This is a genomic window from Pseudomonas baltica (assembly GCF_014235765.1).
GTDB lineage: Bacteria > Pseudomonadota > Gammaproteobacteria > Pseudomonadales > Pseudomonadaceae > Aquipseudomonas > Aquipseudomonas baltica.
In genome coordinates, this window is sequence record NZ_JACMYH010000001.1 from 289,539 (window position 1) to 304,320 (window position 14,782).

Here is a 14,782-nt window from a genome sequence, read left to right on the forward strand (position 1 = left end):
AAAACCAGAGATTCCAGATCATAGATCATCCAGATCTCGGCGCCTAGACTTCCGCTCGTAATCAAGATTGGGAGATCTGAGCAATGACTGAAGGTGTATGCAACACCGTATCCGACCGCCATACCGGTATCGATGCGGACGTAGAGCCTGCGACGCCGGCGTGGATGGCCGTCTTCTCGTTGGCAATGGGGGTGTTCGGATTGCTGACCGCCGAGTACCTTCCGGCCAGTTTGCTGACGCTGATGGCTACCGACCTGGGCGTATCCGAAGCGCTGGCTGGCCAGGCAGTAACAGTGACCGCAGTGGTGGCACTGTTCGCTGGCTTGCTGGTGCCAGGTCTGACCCGCAGCATCGACCGGCGCTGGGTATTGCTGGGTTTTTCTACCTTGATGGTCGCCTCCAATCTACTGGTCGCCGTGTCCTCCAGCTTCGCGGTGCTGTTGTCGATGCGCATTCTGTTGGGCGTCGCCCTGGGCGGGTTCTGGAGCATGGCAGCGGCGGTAGCGATGCGCCTGGTGCCAACTGCCTTGTTGCCCCGGGCGCTGTCGATCATTTTCAGCGGCATCGCTATCGGCACGGTCGTTGCGGTGCCGCTGGGCAGCTATCTGGGCGGGCTGTATGGCTGGCGCAGCGCGTTCTTTGCAGCGGCGGCGGTGGGCATGGTGACCCTGGCTTTCCAGTCGTTCACTTTGCCGCGGCTGGCGCCGCGGCGGCCGGCAAGACTGCGTACCATTTTCGAGGTGTTGCAGCGTCCGGGCATTGCCATGGGGATGTTCGGTTGCGTGCTGGTGCACAGCGGCCACTTCGCGATGTTCACTTATGTTCGGCCGTTCCTTGAAGGCACGACCGGCATCGGCGCTCAAGGGCTGTCGCTGATGCTGCTGGGCTTCGGTGCGGCGAACTTCGTCGGCACGCTGTTGGCCGGCAAGCTGCTGGAACGAAACCCGCTGGCCACCCTGGTGCTGATGCCCGCACTGGTCGGCCTTGCAGCACTGGCATTGGTGTTGTTGCCAGCCTCGGTGCCGGGACAGGCGGTACTGCTGGCAATCTGGGGCTTGGCCTTCGGTGGTGTGCCGGTAGCGTGGTCGAACTGGGTCGCCAGCGCGGTCCCTGATCAGGCGGAAAGCGCCGGAGGCATGGTCGTGGCTTCCGTGCAATCAGCCATCGCCACCGGCGCCGCCGCTGGCGGTGCGATGTTCAGCCTCGGCGGCAGCTCAGGTGTATTCGCAGCGGCGGCTGTGGTGATGCTGCTGGCTGCGTTGCTGATTGCGCTGCGGGTGCGCGTTCCTTCTCGCCGCGGGGTTGGCCAGCGGGAGTCTGCGCTGCATCTGTGATTCTGATCAGTCGTCCAGCAAATGCAACTGCACTTCCATGGCGTCATGAAGGAGTCTGACGACCTCGATCACATGGTCGTTTGCCACACGATAGAACACGATATGGCGAGGGCTTTTCACCGTTCCGTGGGTTTGTTTGGCCTGCTGACGCGAATAGATGAGGTGATAGCTTCGAAGGCCCGGTGCAAGCTCATCGCGGTCGTGGCTGCCAATGCGATGAGGCGTGTCGGCAAGCGCTTGCAGCGCCGCGAGGATCAGCGCTTGGTAACGCTGGCGTGCTTGATCGCCGAACTGCGTCTGGGAGAGCCTGAGGATGTCGACAATGTCGGCGCGCGCCGCGTTGGAAATCCGATACTGCGGCATGCTCAGCGTTTCTCACGCGCGGGGAGGGTGGCCTCCAGGCTCAAGTCCTCGAGGTAGTGATCCAGCTCCCCTTCGTTCACCTGAGTGAAGCGACCGTGCTCAAGGTCCATGATGCCGATCGAAGTCGCCTGACGCAGGGCCTCGATTTTGGCGGTGTCTTCGGCGACGCGCTGTTCCAATAGACGCAAACCTTCTCGCATCACTTCGCTGGCATTCTGATAACGGCCGGACTGCACCAGGTCATGGATAACCTGTTCCTGGTGAGGGGTGAGCACAACGTTTCGCGTCGCCATGATGAGCTCCAGCTTTTGGTAAGAGGTTTCTTCCGCTCATTGGCATATTATGCCATTTCGCTTGCGAACACATGGCTTGAGGTTTGGAACTGACGAGCTGCGACGTATGGGGTCACCCGTTGCGTCATGCGCACAACGTCAAAAAAGTGTGGCGTAGGGGGCAAGGGCGATACCTGTCATTGGCAGTAGGCTGATCCTACTCACTCCACAATTCTTCGTAGTTGTTCCTGGCCAGGCCGGTACTTTCGATCGCCTGTTCAACCAGGACAGCAGTACTCTTTGTACGTTGTTGTCGCTATCGCCAAGCAGGCCGACAATATGCTTCAACAGCCCCATGTTCTTCTTGCAGAAGCTGCTGAACACTCGGTGGCCGATCGGGTCAGCTTGGCGGACATAGTGCTCGATCAGGTCAGCAACACCGTATGGGACAAGTGCGCAGTCATCCGAACCATGGCCTCCAGATGTGCCTCATGTGGCTATCCACCAGGATTGCAGTGCCATGGTTTGTGGAAAGCAAAAAAATCATCAGATAAACAGCCTGCCCGACGACACCTAAAGACTGTCCGGATCCCCAAAAAATATTTTGACAGGGTTCTAGAACGGCAGTGCTTCCCTTATTTGGGCGCTTCACCAAGGGCGGCACTTGCTTCAAATGCCACCGGTCATGCATCGAACGTGAAAATCTCTTGAAAGGTATGGTTCCAGACGCCATTCCTCTAGAATGGAGGCTGGCAGAAGTAGCTTTCGCCCTGTTACAAACAGGTTCACGTAGCTAAGATTCTGATTAAGTGCAGATTCTGCACGCTCTGAGAACGTGGAGCGCGATATGAAAGCCAAACGAGTGTTGAGTGACGATCTGCTGAGTCGACTGGAGGATAAGATCCCGGTCATGGCTGAAGGCGCCATTAATACCGCCTATATCAACGCCCTGGCTGCCGGCCGCAGTGTGATGGAAGTCATGAATGGCATGCTTGTTGAAACGACTGCTGACGGTAAGCACAAAGTCATTCGAGTGGCCAAGCCCAAGCACAAAGTGACTCTGGGTGGCGTCATTAAGGTGCGCCGTTGCTCATGACTGTCCCTCGGTTGAGGGTCTTTGCTGGACCCAACGGCTCCGGCAAGAGCACGATGAAAAGTGCCATCCCTTCCCACCTGATCGGTATCTACATTAACCCGAATGAAATCGAGAAGGCTGCCAAAGACAGCGGTCGTCTGGAGTTCAGTGATTTTCAACTGGAAGTTGAGGGTGATGAGGTCCTCGGTTTCATTAGGGAGCATCGGCTGGTCAGGTCTGCCCGGCTCAATGAGGAGGCGACCAACATAGGCTTTAGCAGCAACGGCCTGAATTTCCAGACGGTCGCTATGAACTCCTATTTTGCCTCCGTGCTCTCTGACTTCATCCGGAACAAGCTCCTCGAAGACCAGCTGTCTTTCACCTTCGAAACGGTGATGTCTAGCGACGACAAAATCGCCTTTATGCTCAAGGCAAGAGAGTCTGGATACCGAACCTACCTGTACTTTGTGGCAACTGAAGACCCTGACATCAATATCAACAGGGTCAGGAACCGTGTCGCGGCAGGTGGGCACCCAGTTCCCACAGAAAAAATTGTACAGCGCTACGGCCGTTGCCTCAGCCTGCTGCCTGTGGCTATTGCTGCTTCGGACCGGGCCTACATCTTCGATAACTCCGGTGCCGATCTGGTGCTGTTGGCCGAAGTTACGGATGGGACGGACCTTGAGTTCAAGGTTGATGAGGTCCCTGACTGGTTCATGGATGCCTATGTTGAAAAGGTGTCCAACGGCTAGCTGCCGGATTGGCCAAAGCTGGGAGCGCCACACCTCCCTTATATGGGCTCTATTCCTCGTGCGCTATCGATCCGTTCAGCTACCCGGTAAGCCGCTTCCAACTCCGAACAGCCATTCTCCTGCATCAGTGTCCAGCGTTCGGCTTTTTCCTCGGGCTCTGTCATGGCCAAGGCGAGGTAAAGACTGGGTGGCACGGCTCGAAACAGCGTCTCGAGCTTTTTCGACAGCACCACTCCCTCGGTGTATTTCCCCGGCTCTTTGCTGGCGGAGAGCAACAGGGCTTTCTGCGCAGGTGAAAAGCTTCTTGAACCGTGCGATTTCTTCGATTTCCGCGGGCGGCATATTCAAACAAATCCACCATTCGATCATGTTGAGCATGGTCTGCGCAGCCGTGGGGAAATCAGCAAGGTTCTGCGTCGCCAGCCAGAACCAAGCGCCGAGCTTGCGCCACATCTTCGTCCCCTTGACCACGAACGGCGCCAGCAACGGGTTCTTGGTGATGATATGACCCTCGTCGGTGACCATGATGATCGGTCGGCCCAGGTACTGGTCGCGCTCGGAGAGGTTGTTCACGGTGTTCATCAAGCTGATGTAGCTGATGGACATCTGTTCTGCGCCGCATCGAGAATGCACTCGCGGATCAAGCTGCGATCGGCTCGACTCAGGCGCGCCTCTTCTTTGGCCTCGCCGCCGGTGATCATCAGGCGGGCAGTGATTTCCAGTTCGCCGAGAACATCGCGCTGGTCTTCGTGACTGGTTACCACCTCATCGTCCAGCTCATCGATCGACAGACTCGCCACCTGATCCGGCTGCTCGACCAGGCGCGAAGCATCGGTGAACGGGGCGAGACTGACCGAGGCGCCAGGTTTCAAAGCCTTCGCCCTTGACCAACCCAGCGTCCATGCAACGATGCAGCACCTCGTTGAACAGCCAGCGAAAGAGATCGCTGCCCCGAGAGCCAGCGATACGCCAGGTTCAAATGGGCCTCTTGCCGCAGGCCAGATAGGGGAGCTACCTTTTCAACAGAATCGGCCAGCAGCGGACGTTGAAGTGCTAGCTCTGATGAGGCTGCAACTCAGCACTCACCGCCAGCACTCACTTGTCCACAGCGGGTGCCTTGCCCTTTTGCACAACCGGCATTGCGAGGCATGCTTAGAAAATCATCCCGCCTGCCACATCCAGCGTGCTGCCCGTCACCCAGGCGGAATCGTTGGAAACCGCGAACGCCACGGCACCGGCAATGTCTGCAGGTTTGCCGACACGACCCAGCGGCGTTTTGGCGATGAAAAACTCATCCATTCCTTGTGCGGATTCTGCATTACCTTCGGTGTGAACCAAGCCCGGCGCGATGCCTATCACGCGAATGCCACGGGGGCCCAGTTCCATTGCCAGTGAGCGGGTCAGGGTGTTGACCGCGCCTTTGGTGGCGCAATACACATGGACTTGGGGGTAAGGGCTGTGGGCCATTCCTGAACTGATATTGACTATGGCTGAACCGGCTTCCATCACCCGGGCAGCTGCTTGCGTAGTTAACAAAGGCATCGCTGAGTTTTCGTCCGAAAACAACCCCATTATATGGGGGCATCGGTGGGGGCATCCTTTTTAAGGAACCGAAATTTGCCCCCAATTATGCCCTCATAAGTCGTAGAATCCATTGGATTAGACAGGCGGCAGTAGACTAAAAATCTCAATAAGTAGTTGTTATAAAAGGACTTTATGGAATTCAGTAGAATTCCATCACAGGCTATCCGGATCCCCAAAAAACATCTGAATCCGCGACCTCAACCACCGCTCCCCAGGATCATTATCCTGTGACCCCCGCCAAGCCAGGTGCAGCTCGAACGACGGCGTGTCCAGCGGCAGCGGCTCGGCGCGGACGCCGCCGGCAGCGGTCAGCGAATCGGCGGTGTAGTCGGGCACTGTGGCGACGATGTCGGTACCGGCGAGCAGGGTGCTGAGGCCGTTGAACTGGGGCACGGCGAGCACGACGTGCCGTGTGCGGCCGTGCTTTTTCAACTCTTCGTCGATGAAGCCGCTCAGGTCGCCGGCGAACGACACCAGCGCATGGGGGCGGGCGCAGAACTCGTCGAGGGTCAGGTTGCCCGGCTTGGTGTCGGCGCGCAGCAGCATGGGGCGGTTGCGCCGCAGCACCTTGCGCTTGGCGTTGGCCGGCAGGTCATCGGTGTAGCTGACGCCGATGGAGATTTCCCCAGAGGCGAGCAGGGCGGGCATGAGGATGTAGTTGGCGCGACGGATCACCAGCACGATGCCGGGTGCTTCGGCGCGGATGCGCTTGAGCAGCATGGGCAGCAGGGCGAATTCGACGTCGTCGGACAAGCCGATGCGAAATACCGCGTTGCTGGTGGCCGGGTCGAAGTCGGCGGCGCGGCTGACGGCGGTGGAAATTGAGTCCAGTGCCGGCGACAGCAGGGCGAAGATCTCCATGGCCCGCGCCGACGGTTCCATGCTGCGCCCGGTGCGCACGAACAGCGGGTCGTCGAACAGGCCGCGCAGGCGTGAAAGGGCGGCACTGATGGCCGGCTGGCCGAGAAAGAGCTTCTCGGCGGCGCGGGTGACGCTGCGTTCATGCATCAAGGTTTCGAACACGATCAACAGGTTCAGGTCGACGCGACGCAGGTCGTTACGGTTCATCTATGGGCCCGCTGGAACATGAAGAAGAGGTGCAGGCGTGAATCTTAAGGGCAAAGGCTGCTACCCTGCACCGGAAAATTTCGGTTTGCGTCATGCGCGTGCCTGCCGCGCAGAGCGGCCGCAGGGTCGAATCAATGGCAAGCATGTCGACTATTAACAGGCGCTGATAGCTTAAGCGCGAATGCCCAGATAAAGTTCATGGCATTAGAGGTTTACAAGGCGAGGTTTGCGATGTCCCGCACGATCCGTTTTCATAAATTTGGTCCGGCGCAGGTCTTGACGTGCGAAGAGCATGCAGTGGCATCGCCCGCTCCGGGCGAAGTTCAGGTACGTGTCGAGGCGATCGGTATCAGCTGGTACGACGTGCTCTGGCGGCAGAACCTGGCGCCCTCGCAAGCACGCCTGCCGGCGGGCCTCGGTCAGGAAATGGCCGGCGTGGTCACGGCGCTGGGTGAAGGGGTCGAGGGTTTCGCGGTGGGCGACAAGGTCGCCAGCTTTCCCGCAGAAAGCCCCAACGAGTACCCGGTCTACGGCGAAATGATTCTGCTGCCGGCCACGGCCCTTACGCGCTATCCCGACATTCTCTCGCCGCTAGAGGCAGCGGTGCACTACACGCCGTTACTGATCGCCTACTTCGCCTATGCCGAACTGGCCCGTGCCAAGCCAGGGCAGACTGCGTTGGTAACCGACGCCAGCCACTGCGCGGGACCTTCGTTCGTGCAGTTGGGCAAAGCTTTGGGCCTGAAGGTGGTCGCCGCCACGCGCAATCCGGCCGAGCGCGATTACCTGCTGTCGCTGGGCGCCGAGAAAGTCGTGGTGACCGAGGAGCAGGACCTGCTCATGCAGATCGACAAGTTCACCGGCAATCGCGGCGTGGACATGGTTCTGGATGGGCTGGGCGGGCCGCAGATGTCGGTACTCGGCGACGTCCTGGCACCGCGTGGCAGTTTGATCCTGTATGGCCTGCAGGGCGGCAACCAGACGCCGTTTCCCGCGTGTGCCGCGTTCCAGAAGAACATCCAGTTCCATGTGCATTGCCTGGGCAACTTTCTCGGCAAGCCGGAACTGGGGATCGTCCAGGATGCCGAGGCCTTGCAGCGCGCGCTGCGTGATATCAACCAGATGACGGCTGACCGCGTGCTGGTGCCACAGATCGCCAAGGTGTATCCATTCGACCAGTTCGTCGAGGCGCACAAGGCCATGGATGAATGCCCCTGCGGCGGTCGCATCGCGCTGCAGCTGTAACCGGCCGACACGGCAGACCAGGCGTCCCTGCGCGGGACGCCTGGTTTTCAAAGCATCTGCATCGCTGATTCGCGCAGATTTGTAAGACCTTTCCACTCTTTTCTCAGACCTGTCCGATTGCGCCCGGCGTCGGCATGGGCGCCTCATGGTGCTCGTGCGGATTCGCCGTACGCCCGCCAATCTGCATTGTCCGTTGCCTGCTTTCTGTATCTTTTAATCGGAAAACGGCCCTTCATAATGCGCGCTCCATGCCCGTCTCCGGGGCTTTGCAAGCACGTTTCGAAGTGTGGCAGTCGTCCGGCGGGTTCTCGGCCAGTACTCGGAAAGCAGCCATGAGCGCAATGCACCAGCAAGCCATGAATCGCGTCTACCAGCAGGTGCTGTCGCGTTTGCTCGGTTCCTTTTCGCCAGCGCGGCGGGTGGCGGTACAGCCACTGATCCAGCGCTTGATGACCGCCGCCGGCGGCGCCCAGCGGCTGGGCGGCTATCGAGTCGTTTATAGGCTCTGCGGCAGCACGGCCGGCCATGCCGGTCTGGGGTTGCTGCGGGCAGCGCAACTGACCTTGGCTGCCCGTCATCAACCGACGTTTTTCATCCGTGCGGCGGTGAGCAGCCAGGCCCTGCTCGACGATGTCCGCAACGGCAATGTGCAGCGGGCCTGCAATGCGCTGTTTCTGCACGACGATCCGCGCATCGAACTGTTGACGTTCGCCGACGATGCCCTGCGGCCGTACGAGTATCGCCTTGCAGGCGTCGACGCCCAGCGCTCGAGCTGTCGCAGCGAATTGTTGAATGCTGCCCACGAATTCGCCCCCTCTGGATCCGCCGAGCTGCAGCATCGGGGCTATCGAACGATCGCGCGGGTTTATCAGCGACTGCTGGGCTACTCGGCCCCGGCCGATGCCATCGTGCTCGACCAACCGGTGTTGCAGCGGCGACGTTTCGTTGCCTGGGCAATGCGTGAGCGACGCCGGGCGGGCGCATCGCCCGCGACTCGCGACCATTGGCAGGGCAGTGGCTGTCTGCAAGGGCTGGGTGCTGCTGTCGTGGGTATGCCACGCGGCCAGCGCGTCGATCCTCTCGACAGGGCGCGATTGCTGGGTATGCATGATCTGCTCGGCGATCCGTCGGCGTCCGATGACGCCATGTGGCAGTTTCTGGGCTGCCAACCCGTGCGCCCGCTATTCGATCCACACGAAATCCGCCATCCGCAACTGGCCTGGCTGGCTTACCTGCACGGCCTGCGCAGCCAGTGCTTGCACGGGGGTAGCTTCGAGCAGGGGTTGGAAGCCTTCCGCAACACCGTGGGCCGAACGGCGGCGAACCAGGTCCGGCCTGCTACGCACCTGCCCAGAGCACTTGTGCAAGACGCCGCCGAGCAGATGCAGGCCCGCTTGACCACGTGGTACGGCATGACTCCAGCGGAGCTGAACTGTGCGGTGTACGCCCCGTTCAGCGATCGTGGGGCACGCCTGGAGGCATTCCTGACAGCGTGCCATCCGGGTATGCAGGTGGCTCTGCCCCACCTGCACCGCGCGCTGCGTGGTTCCAGGGTTGCAGCGCAGGTCTCGCAGTGGCTGGAATCGGTCAGCGGGCTGTCTTTGCCAATTCTGCAAGGGCTCTACCAGCGACCCAGATTGCCATGAACGGCGCTGCCAGGGACAAGGCCGGCGCGTTCGCTTATCAAGGTGTGTACCGCTACCTATTGCGTCTGATCGACGGGATCGAGCCAGGGCTGCGTGTCAAGCTCCCATCCCTCCGTGCGCTGGGGCGAACCCTGGATGTTTCGGTTTCGACCGTGCAGGCCGCCTACGGGCTGCTCGAAGCCGAAGGGCGAATCGAGCCGATCGCCAAGTCCGGTTACTACGCACGGGGCTCCACAGCCTTCGGGCCGGCGCTGGTCAGCCCCGATCTGCTCCAGCAGGTACTCGCCGGCGCCTGCCAGTCCAGTGTGGACGTATTCAGTGGCGCCGCACCACCGCCGCGTACCGATGCCCTGAAGACCCTGCTCAGGTTCGAAGTCGAACTGGCCAGGCGCTACCCGGCGGGGCTGGGGAGCATCCCCCAGCCGTGCGGTGAACTGGAGCTGCGCCATGCGCTGGCGGCGCGCTACACCCGCTGCCTGGACCACCACTGGTGCGCCGACGATGTCTACATCGGCGGTGACCTGCTCAGTGTGCTGCACATGACCTGGACCGCCATGCAGCTGCAAGGCGCGGTGGTGGTGGTATTGGTGCCGTGCGGCTGGCGCATTCTGCGCACCTTGCAGCAGGCCGGGGCGCGGGTGGTCGAGCTGGCGCTCGATGAGCGCGGCCGGGTGCCGATGCAGCGCCTGCGCGAAGTACTTGCCAGGCGCCAGGTGCGTCTGATGGTGCTCGGCGCGTCTTTCCATGGCCCGCACGGCACCTGCATCGGTGACGCCGACAAGCGCACGATTGCCAGCCTGCTGGAGCGGCACGGGGTGTGGGTGGCCGAGGACGACACCGAGGGCGACCTGTGCTTCGAAGCAGTGCTGCGTTTTCGCGAGCTGGTAGCGCCGCAACGCTTGCTGATCTTCGGCTCGCTGCAACCCGTCTTTGGTGCCGAGGCGGCTTTCGCCTACCTGCTGTCGCGGCATTGGCCGAGCCGCCTGCAGCAGTACTGCCTGCAACGCGTGACTGCGGCGCCACCCTTACGCCACAAGGCGCTTGCTCGGTTCATCGGCAGCGGCGCCTACGACGCTCAGTTGAACCTGCAACGTGAAGCCCTGCAGCAACAGGTGACAGTCTTCACCACGCTCCTGCACATGCGGCTGAACGAACGATTGCAACTGACACGCAGCGCCGGTGGCGCCTGCGTGTGGGCGCGGGCGCGCTACCCGGTGGACATGCGCGGCGTCCACGAGGACCTGCGCAGGCAGCGCCTACTGATTGCCCCGGGTGACATCTTCAGCCTGCAGGGCCATTGCCATCAACACCTGCGCCTCAATGGTTGCGGGCACTCGGCGATGCAGTGGGAGCGCTGCGCCGCAGCGCTGGCAGTGGCCCTGAAAGTGCACGAGGTGTAGTCCACCATCGGTCCATTTCCGATTGCCTTGGCTTTTTTCTGTATGTATAAACAGTGGCTTTCATGACACTGGTTTGGCGAAAACGTGGCATTTGCAGCGCTCGAAGACCCTTTCTATTACTTGGCCAATTTCCGTCGCGTACTGGCGTGGCTGGAGCAACGCTACCTGGACGTGCTGGATACCGAGGAGCTGAGCTTCATCCAGCGTTTCGACGCGCTGCCGCAGCCGTCCCAGGCGCTGTTGGTGCGCATGATCATGCGCAAGGGCGAGATGTTCCGCGCCAGTCGCCTCGAGTACGCCGAGATCGGTTGTCCAGACGAAGCAGCGCGACCGCTGCTGGCCAGCGGTTATCTCACCGATCAAGCCCCGCTGACGCTGCAGCAGGTAGGCGAGGTGCTGCTCAAGCCGGAAATCGTCAGCTGTTTCGCGACCCACCTCGCCAAGCCATCGTTGCCCAAGCCGCAACTGCTGCTGGCCCTTGCCGAACACGACTGGCCCGTGCAGCCGTTTCGGGGCTGGTGTCCAACGTTGGCCGACACGCTCTACTGCCTGACGGTGCAAGCGCTCTGTGACCGTCTGCGGTTGCTGTTCTTCGGCAATCTGCATCAAGGCTGGACCGAGTTCGTGCTGGCCGATCTGGGGGTGTATCGCTACGAGGCAGTACAGCTGGCGCCCGAGTCACGGGGGCTGACCCATCGCGACGACGTGGCGGCCGGGCTGGCGTTGCATGCGTGCAGCGAAGCAATCGAAGCCGGGCTGCCGTGCGAAGACATTCACCGTCAACTGCTGGCGGTGACCACGGACAAATCCTGGTTGCAGAGCCGTCGGCAGAAGCTGCTGTTCCGCCTGGGCTATGCCTGCGAGCGTCAGCAGGATCTGCAGCAGGCCCTGGTGGTGTACCGCAGCTGCGCGTTTGCCCAGGCCCGTGCGCGGATCATTCGCGTGCTCGAGTTGCGCGGTGAATACAGCCAGGCGCTGGAATTGGCCGAGCAGGCTAGCCTGGCCCCGCTCAATCCGGCCGAGGCGCAGCAACTGCCGCGCATGCTGCCGCGCCTGCGTCGGCACTTGGGTTTGCCTGCGCAACCCAAGCGCCAGGCCGCAAAGGTCGCGCGCCTGGACCTGACTCTGGTGCTCTGCGAACAGCGCCTGAGCGTCGAGCGGCGGGTCGCCGCGTCGCTGCACAGTGAAGATGCGCCGGTGCATTATGTCGAGAACACCTTGTTCAACGCCTTGTTCGGCCTGCTGTGCTGGAAGGCGATTTTCGCGCCGTTGCCCGGGGCATTTTTCCACCCGTTCCAGAACGGCCCGGCCGACTTGCATCAGCCCGACTTCCGCCAGCGTCGCAGTGCGCTGTTCGACGCATGCCTGGGCGAGCTGGACGACGGCCGCTACAAGCACACCATCCGCCGGACCTGGCAGGAAAAACGCGGCCTGCAATCGCCTTTCGTGCACTGGGGCATGCTCGACGAAAATTTGCTAGAGCTCGCATTGGGCTGTATTCCCGCGCAGCACCTCAAACACTGTTTCGACCGGGTGCTGGAAGACGTCAAGGCCAACCGCACCGGTATGCCCGACCTCATCCAGTTCTGGCCCGCCGAAGGTCGCTACCTGATGATCGAGGTCAAGGGGCCCGGCGACCGCTTGCAGGATAACCAACTGCGCTGGCTGGAGTTCTGTGCCCGCCATGCACTGCCGGTGCAGGTCTGCTACGTGGAGTGGGCAGGACAGCCCGCGTGAGCTACACCGTGGCCGTACGGGCCTTGTGCGAGTTCACGGCCAAGGTGGGTGACCTCGACCTGCGCTTCACACCTTCGCCGTCGGCTCAGGAGGGCATGCTCGGCCATCGCCGGGTGACTCAGGGCCGCGAGGCCGGCTACCAGAGCGAAGTCACCCTCAGCGGCCAATACCATGAGTTGCAGGTGCGCGGCCGCGCCGACGGCTATGACCCGGCACTGAACCGCCTGGAAGAGATCAAGACCCACCGCGGCGACCTCGATCTGCAGCCTGACAATCATCGCCAATTGCACTGGGCCCAGGCCAAGGTCTATGCCTGGCTGATGTGTCAGCAACTGCAGCTGACGCGCATGGACGTTGCCTTGGTGTATTTCGATGTCGATTACGACAAGCAGACGGTGTTCAGCCAGCAGTGCCAGGCGCAGGATCTGGAAGCACATTTCGAACGGCTGTGTTCGCGCTTCCTGCAATGGGCGCGTCAGGAACTCGCCCGTAGCGCCGAGCGCGACGCGGCGCTGCGTGCACTGACCTTCCCCCATGCGGCCTTTCGCGTCGGTCAGCGCGAATTGGCGGAAACCGTCTATAAGGCGGTCAGCACCGGGCGCTGCCTGATGGCCCAGGCCACCACCGGTATCGGCAAGACCCTGGCGACGCTGTTTCCGTTGCTCAAGGCGATGGTCCCGCAGCAACTGGACAAGATTTTCTTTCTCAGCGCCAAAAGCCCCGGTCGTGCCCTGGCGCTGGAGGCCGTGGCGCAATTGCATCGCCAGCCGGGGCTACCGCTTCGCACGTTGGAAATGGTCGCGCGGGACAAGGCCTGTGAGCACCCGGACAAGGCCTGTCACGGTGAATCCTGCCCGTTGGCCAAGGGCTTCTACGACCGCCTGCCGGCAGCTCGCGAAGACGCCGTGCGCTTGCAGATCCTGGATCAGGCACAGGTGCGCCAGACCGCCCTGGCGCACCGCATCTGCCCCTATTACCTGAGCCAGGAACTGGCCCGTTGGGCGGACGTGGTCATCGGCGACTACAACTATTATTTCGACCTCAATGCCCTGCTGTTCGGTCTGGCTCAAGAGCGCCAATGGCGTGTGGCAGTGTTGGTCGACGAGTCGCACAACCTGGTCGACCGCGCGCGCGGCATGTACAGCGCCACCCTCGAGCAGCGCACGCTGCAGGCCGTGCGCGCGGCGCCGCCAAGCAAGCTCAAGAGTCCGCTGCAACGTGTGAATCGGGAGTGGAACGCGCTGCACGCCGAGCAATCGGGGCCATACCAGGCGCACGCGCGTCTGCCGGACAAGTTGATCCTGGCGCTGCTGCGCTGCATCAGTCTGATTGGCGACGAGATGAATGCGCAGCCCCAGGGCATCGATCCGCAACTGCTGGACTTCTATTTCCAGGCGTTGCAGTTCACCCGCGTGGCGGAGCTGTTCGACGAGCACTATGTATTCGACGTGACTCGCCGCGACGGTTCGGGCAAGCGTGTGCAGTCGCAGCTGTGCCTGCGCAACATCGTCCCGGCGCCCTTGCTGGGGCCGCGCATCGCCGCAGCGCGCAGTGCCATTCTGTTTTCCGCCACGCTCAGCCCGCGACGCTACTATGCCGACCTGCTCGGGCTACCCAAGGACCATGCGTGGATCGACGTGCAGTCGCCGTTCAGTGCCGAGCAGTTGGAGGTGCGCATCGTCGATGACATCTCCACGCGCTTCAACCATCGGCAGGCGTCGCTGGGGCCCATTGTAGAACTGATTGCCAAGCAGTATCTGGCGCAGCCGGGTAACTACCTGGCGTTCTTCAGCAGTTTCGATTACCTGCAGCAGGTCGAGGCACTGTTGGCCGAGCGCTACCCGAACATCGAGCAATGGGCACAGGCACGCAAGATGGATGAAGGCGCACGGCGTGACTTTCTTGCCCGCTTCACCTCGACCAGTCAGGGCGTCGGTTTTGCGGTGCTTGGCGGTGCGTTTGGCGAGGGCATCGATTTGCCCGGCAAGCGCTTGATCGGCGCCTTTATCGCTACCCTTGGATTGGCCCAGTTCAACCCGGTCAACGAGCAGATCAAGGGACGCATGAATACCCTGTTCGGTTCGGGGTACGACTACACCTACCTGTATCCCGGTTTGTGCAAGGTAGTGCAGGCGGCAGGACGGGTCATCCGTGGTCAGGACGACAGGGGGGTGGTAGTGCTTATCGACGACCGCTTTGCCGAGGCGCGGGTCAAGAGCCTGTTTCCGCGATGGTGGGCGGTTTAGTTTTCGGCTATGTGTGAGCGGGCTCTGCCCGCGAAGAGGCCGCCACGGAAACATAAAAAA

Annotated in this window: 12 protein-coding genes and 2 pseudogenes; 8 read left to right on the forward strand and 6 right to left on the reverse strand. The window is 61.5% G+C overall.

Going from position 1 to position 14,782, the window contains the following annotated elements; all coding sequences use genetic code 11:
- Positions 1-83 precede the first annotated feature (83 nt).
- Positions 84-1,334 carry an MFS transporter gene (locus H7993_RS01460; protein WP_185793193.1) on the forward strand — a complete coding sequence of 417 codons (1,251 nt, stop codon included), beginning with the start codon at positions 84-86 and terminating at the stop codon, positions 1,332-1,334.
- 6 nt (positions 1,335-1,340) lie between these two features.
- Here the strand turns inward: H7993_RS01460 and H7993_RS01465 are convergent, their stop codons facing one another.
- The 3 genes and pseudogenes from H7993_RS01465 to H7993_RS20745 form a co-directional block, all read right to left on the reverse strand.
- Complete coding sequence (locus H7993_RS01465) at positions 1,341-1,697, reverse strand: type II toxin-antitoxin system RelE/ParE family toxin (protein WP_185793194.1); 357 nt, start codon at positions 1,695-1,697, stop codon at positions 1,341-1,343.
- A gap of 2 nt (positions 1,698-1,699) precedes the next feature.
- Positions 1,700-1,990 carry a type II toxin-antitoxin system ParD family antitoxin gene (locus tag H7993_RS01470; protein WP_122477720.1) on the reverse strand — a complete coding sequence of 97 codons (291 nt, stop codon included), beginning with the start codon at positions 1,988-1,990 and terminating at the stop codon, positions 1,700-1,702.
- A gap of 246 nt (positions 1,991-2,236) precedes the next feature.
- Positions 2,237-2,440: pseudogene (locus H7993_RS20745) on the reverse strand (His-Xaa-Ser system radical SAM maturase HxsB); the annotation flags it as partial.
- A gap of 376 nt (positions 2,441-2,816) precedes the next feature.
- Between H7993_RS20745 and H7993_RS01475 the strand changes: the two are divergent.
- Both H7993_RS01475 and H7993_RS01480 read left to right on the forward strand, forming a co-directional pair.
- Positions 2,817-3,065 carry a hypothetical protein gene (locus tag H7993_RS01475; protein WP_185793195.1) on the forward strand — a complete coding sequence of 83 codons (249 nt, stop codon included), beginning with the start codon at positions 2,817-2,819 and terminating at the stop codon, positions 3,063-3,065.
- Positions 3,062-3,796, forward strand: coding sequence for an ATPase (locus tag H7993_RS01480; protein WP_185793196.1), 735 nt, complete (start codon positions 3,062-3,064; stop codon positions 3,794-3,796). Before H7993_RS01475 ends, H7993_RS01480 begins: the two co-directional genes overlap by 4 nt.
- Before the next feature lie 38 nt (positions 3,797-3,834).
- Here H7993_RS01480 and H7993_RS01485 read toward each other — a convergent pair.
- The 3 genes and pseudogenes from H7993_RS01485 to H7993_RS01495 form a co-directional block, all read right to left on the reverse strand.
- Positions 3,835-4,668 (reverse strand): annotated as a pseudogene (locus tag H7993_RS01485) (hypothetical protein); the annotation flags it as partial.
- 280 nt (positions 4,669-4,948) lie between these two features.
- Positions 4,949-5,338, reverse strand: a complete 390-nt coding sequence (locus H7993_RS01490; RefSeq protein WP_244646813.1) for an SDR family NAD(P)-dependent oxidoreductase — start codon at positions 5,336-5,338, stop codon at positions 4,949-4,951.
- Between the two features lie 195 nt (positions 5,339-5,533).
- On the reverse strand, positions 5,534-6,448 hold the full coding sequence (locus tag H7993_RS01495) for a LysR family transcriptional regulator (protein WP_122477722.1): 915 nt from the start codon (positions 6,446-6,448) through the stop codon (positions 5,534-5,536).
- Between the two features lie 231 nt (positions 6,449-6,679).
- Here H7993_RS01495 and H7993_RS01500 point away from each other — a divergent pair, with 231 nt between their 5' ends.
- The 5 genes from H7993_RS01500 (at position 6,680) to H7993_RS01520 (ending at position 14,722) form a co-directional block, all read left to right on the forward strand.
- A complete protein-coding gene (locus H7993_RS01500) occupies positions 6,680-7,693 on the forward strand; it encodes a zinc-dependent alcohol dehydrogenase family protein (protein ID WP_122715562.1) in 1,014 nt (337 codons plus the stop codon).
- A gap of 332 nt (positions 7,694-8,025) precedes the next feature.
- Complete coding sequence (locus H7993_RS01505; protein WP_185793197.1) at positions 8,026-9,339, forward strand: hypothetical protein; 1,314 nt, start codon at positions 8,026-8,028, stop codon at positions 9,337-9,339.
- A complete protein-coding gene (locus tag H7993_RS01510; protein ID WP_185793198.1) occupies positions 9,336-10,739 on the forward strand; it encodes an aminotransferase-like domain-containing protein in 1,404 nt (467 codons plus the stop codon). Before H7993_RS01505 ends, H7993_RS01510 begins: the two co-directional genes overlap by 4 nt.
- An 84-nt stretch (positions 10,740-10,823) precedes the next feature.
- Entirely contained in the window at positions 10,824-12,476 is a 1,653-nt protein-coding gene (locus tag H7993_RS01515) for a VRR-NUC domain-containing protein (protein WP_185793199.1), read from the forward strand.
- The gene (locus tag H7993_RS01520) at positions 12,473-14,722 is read left to right on the forward strand and encodes a helicase C-terminal domain-containing protein (protein ID WP_122477731.1); all 2,250 of its coding nucleotides are present in this window, start codon (positions 12,473-12,475) and stop codon (positions 14,720-14,722) included. The genes H7993_RS01515 and H7993_RS01520 overlap by 4 nt, the downstream gene beginning before the upstream one ends.
- The last annotated feature ends 60 nt before the right edge of the window (positions 14,723-14,782 follow it).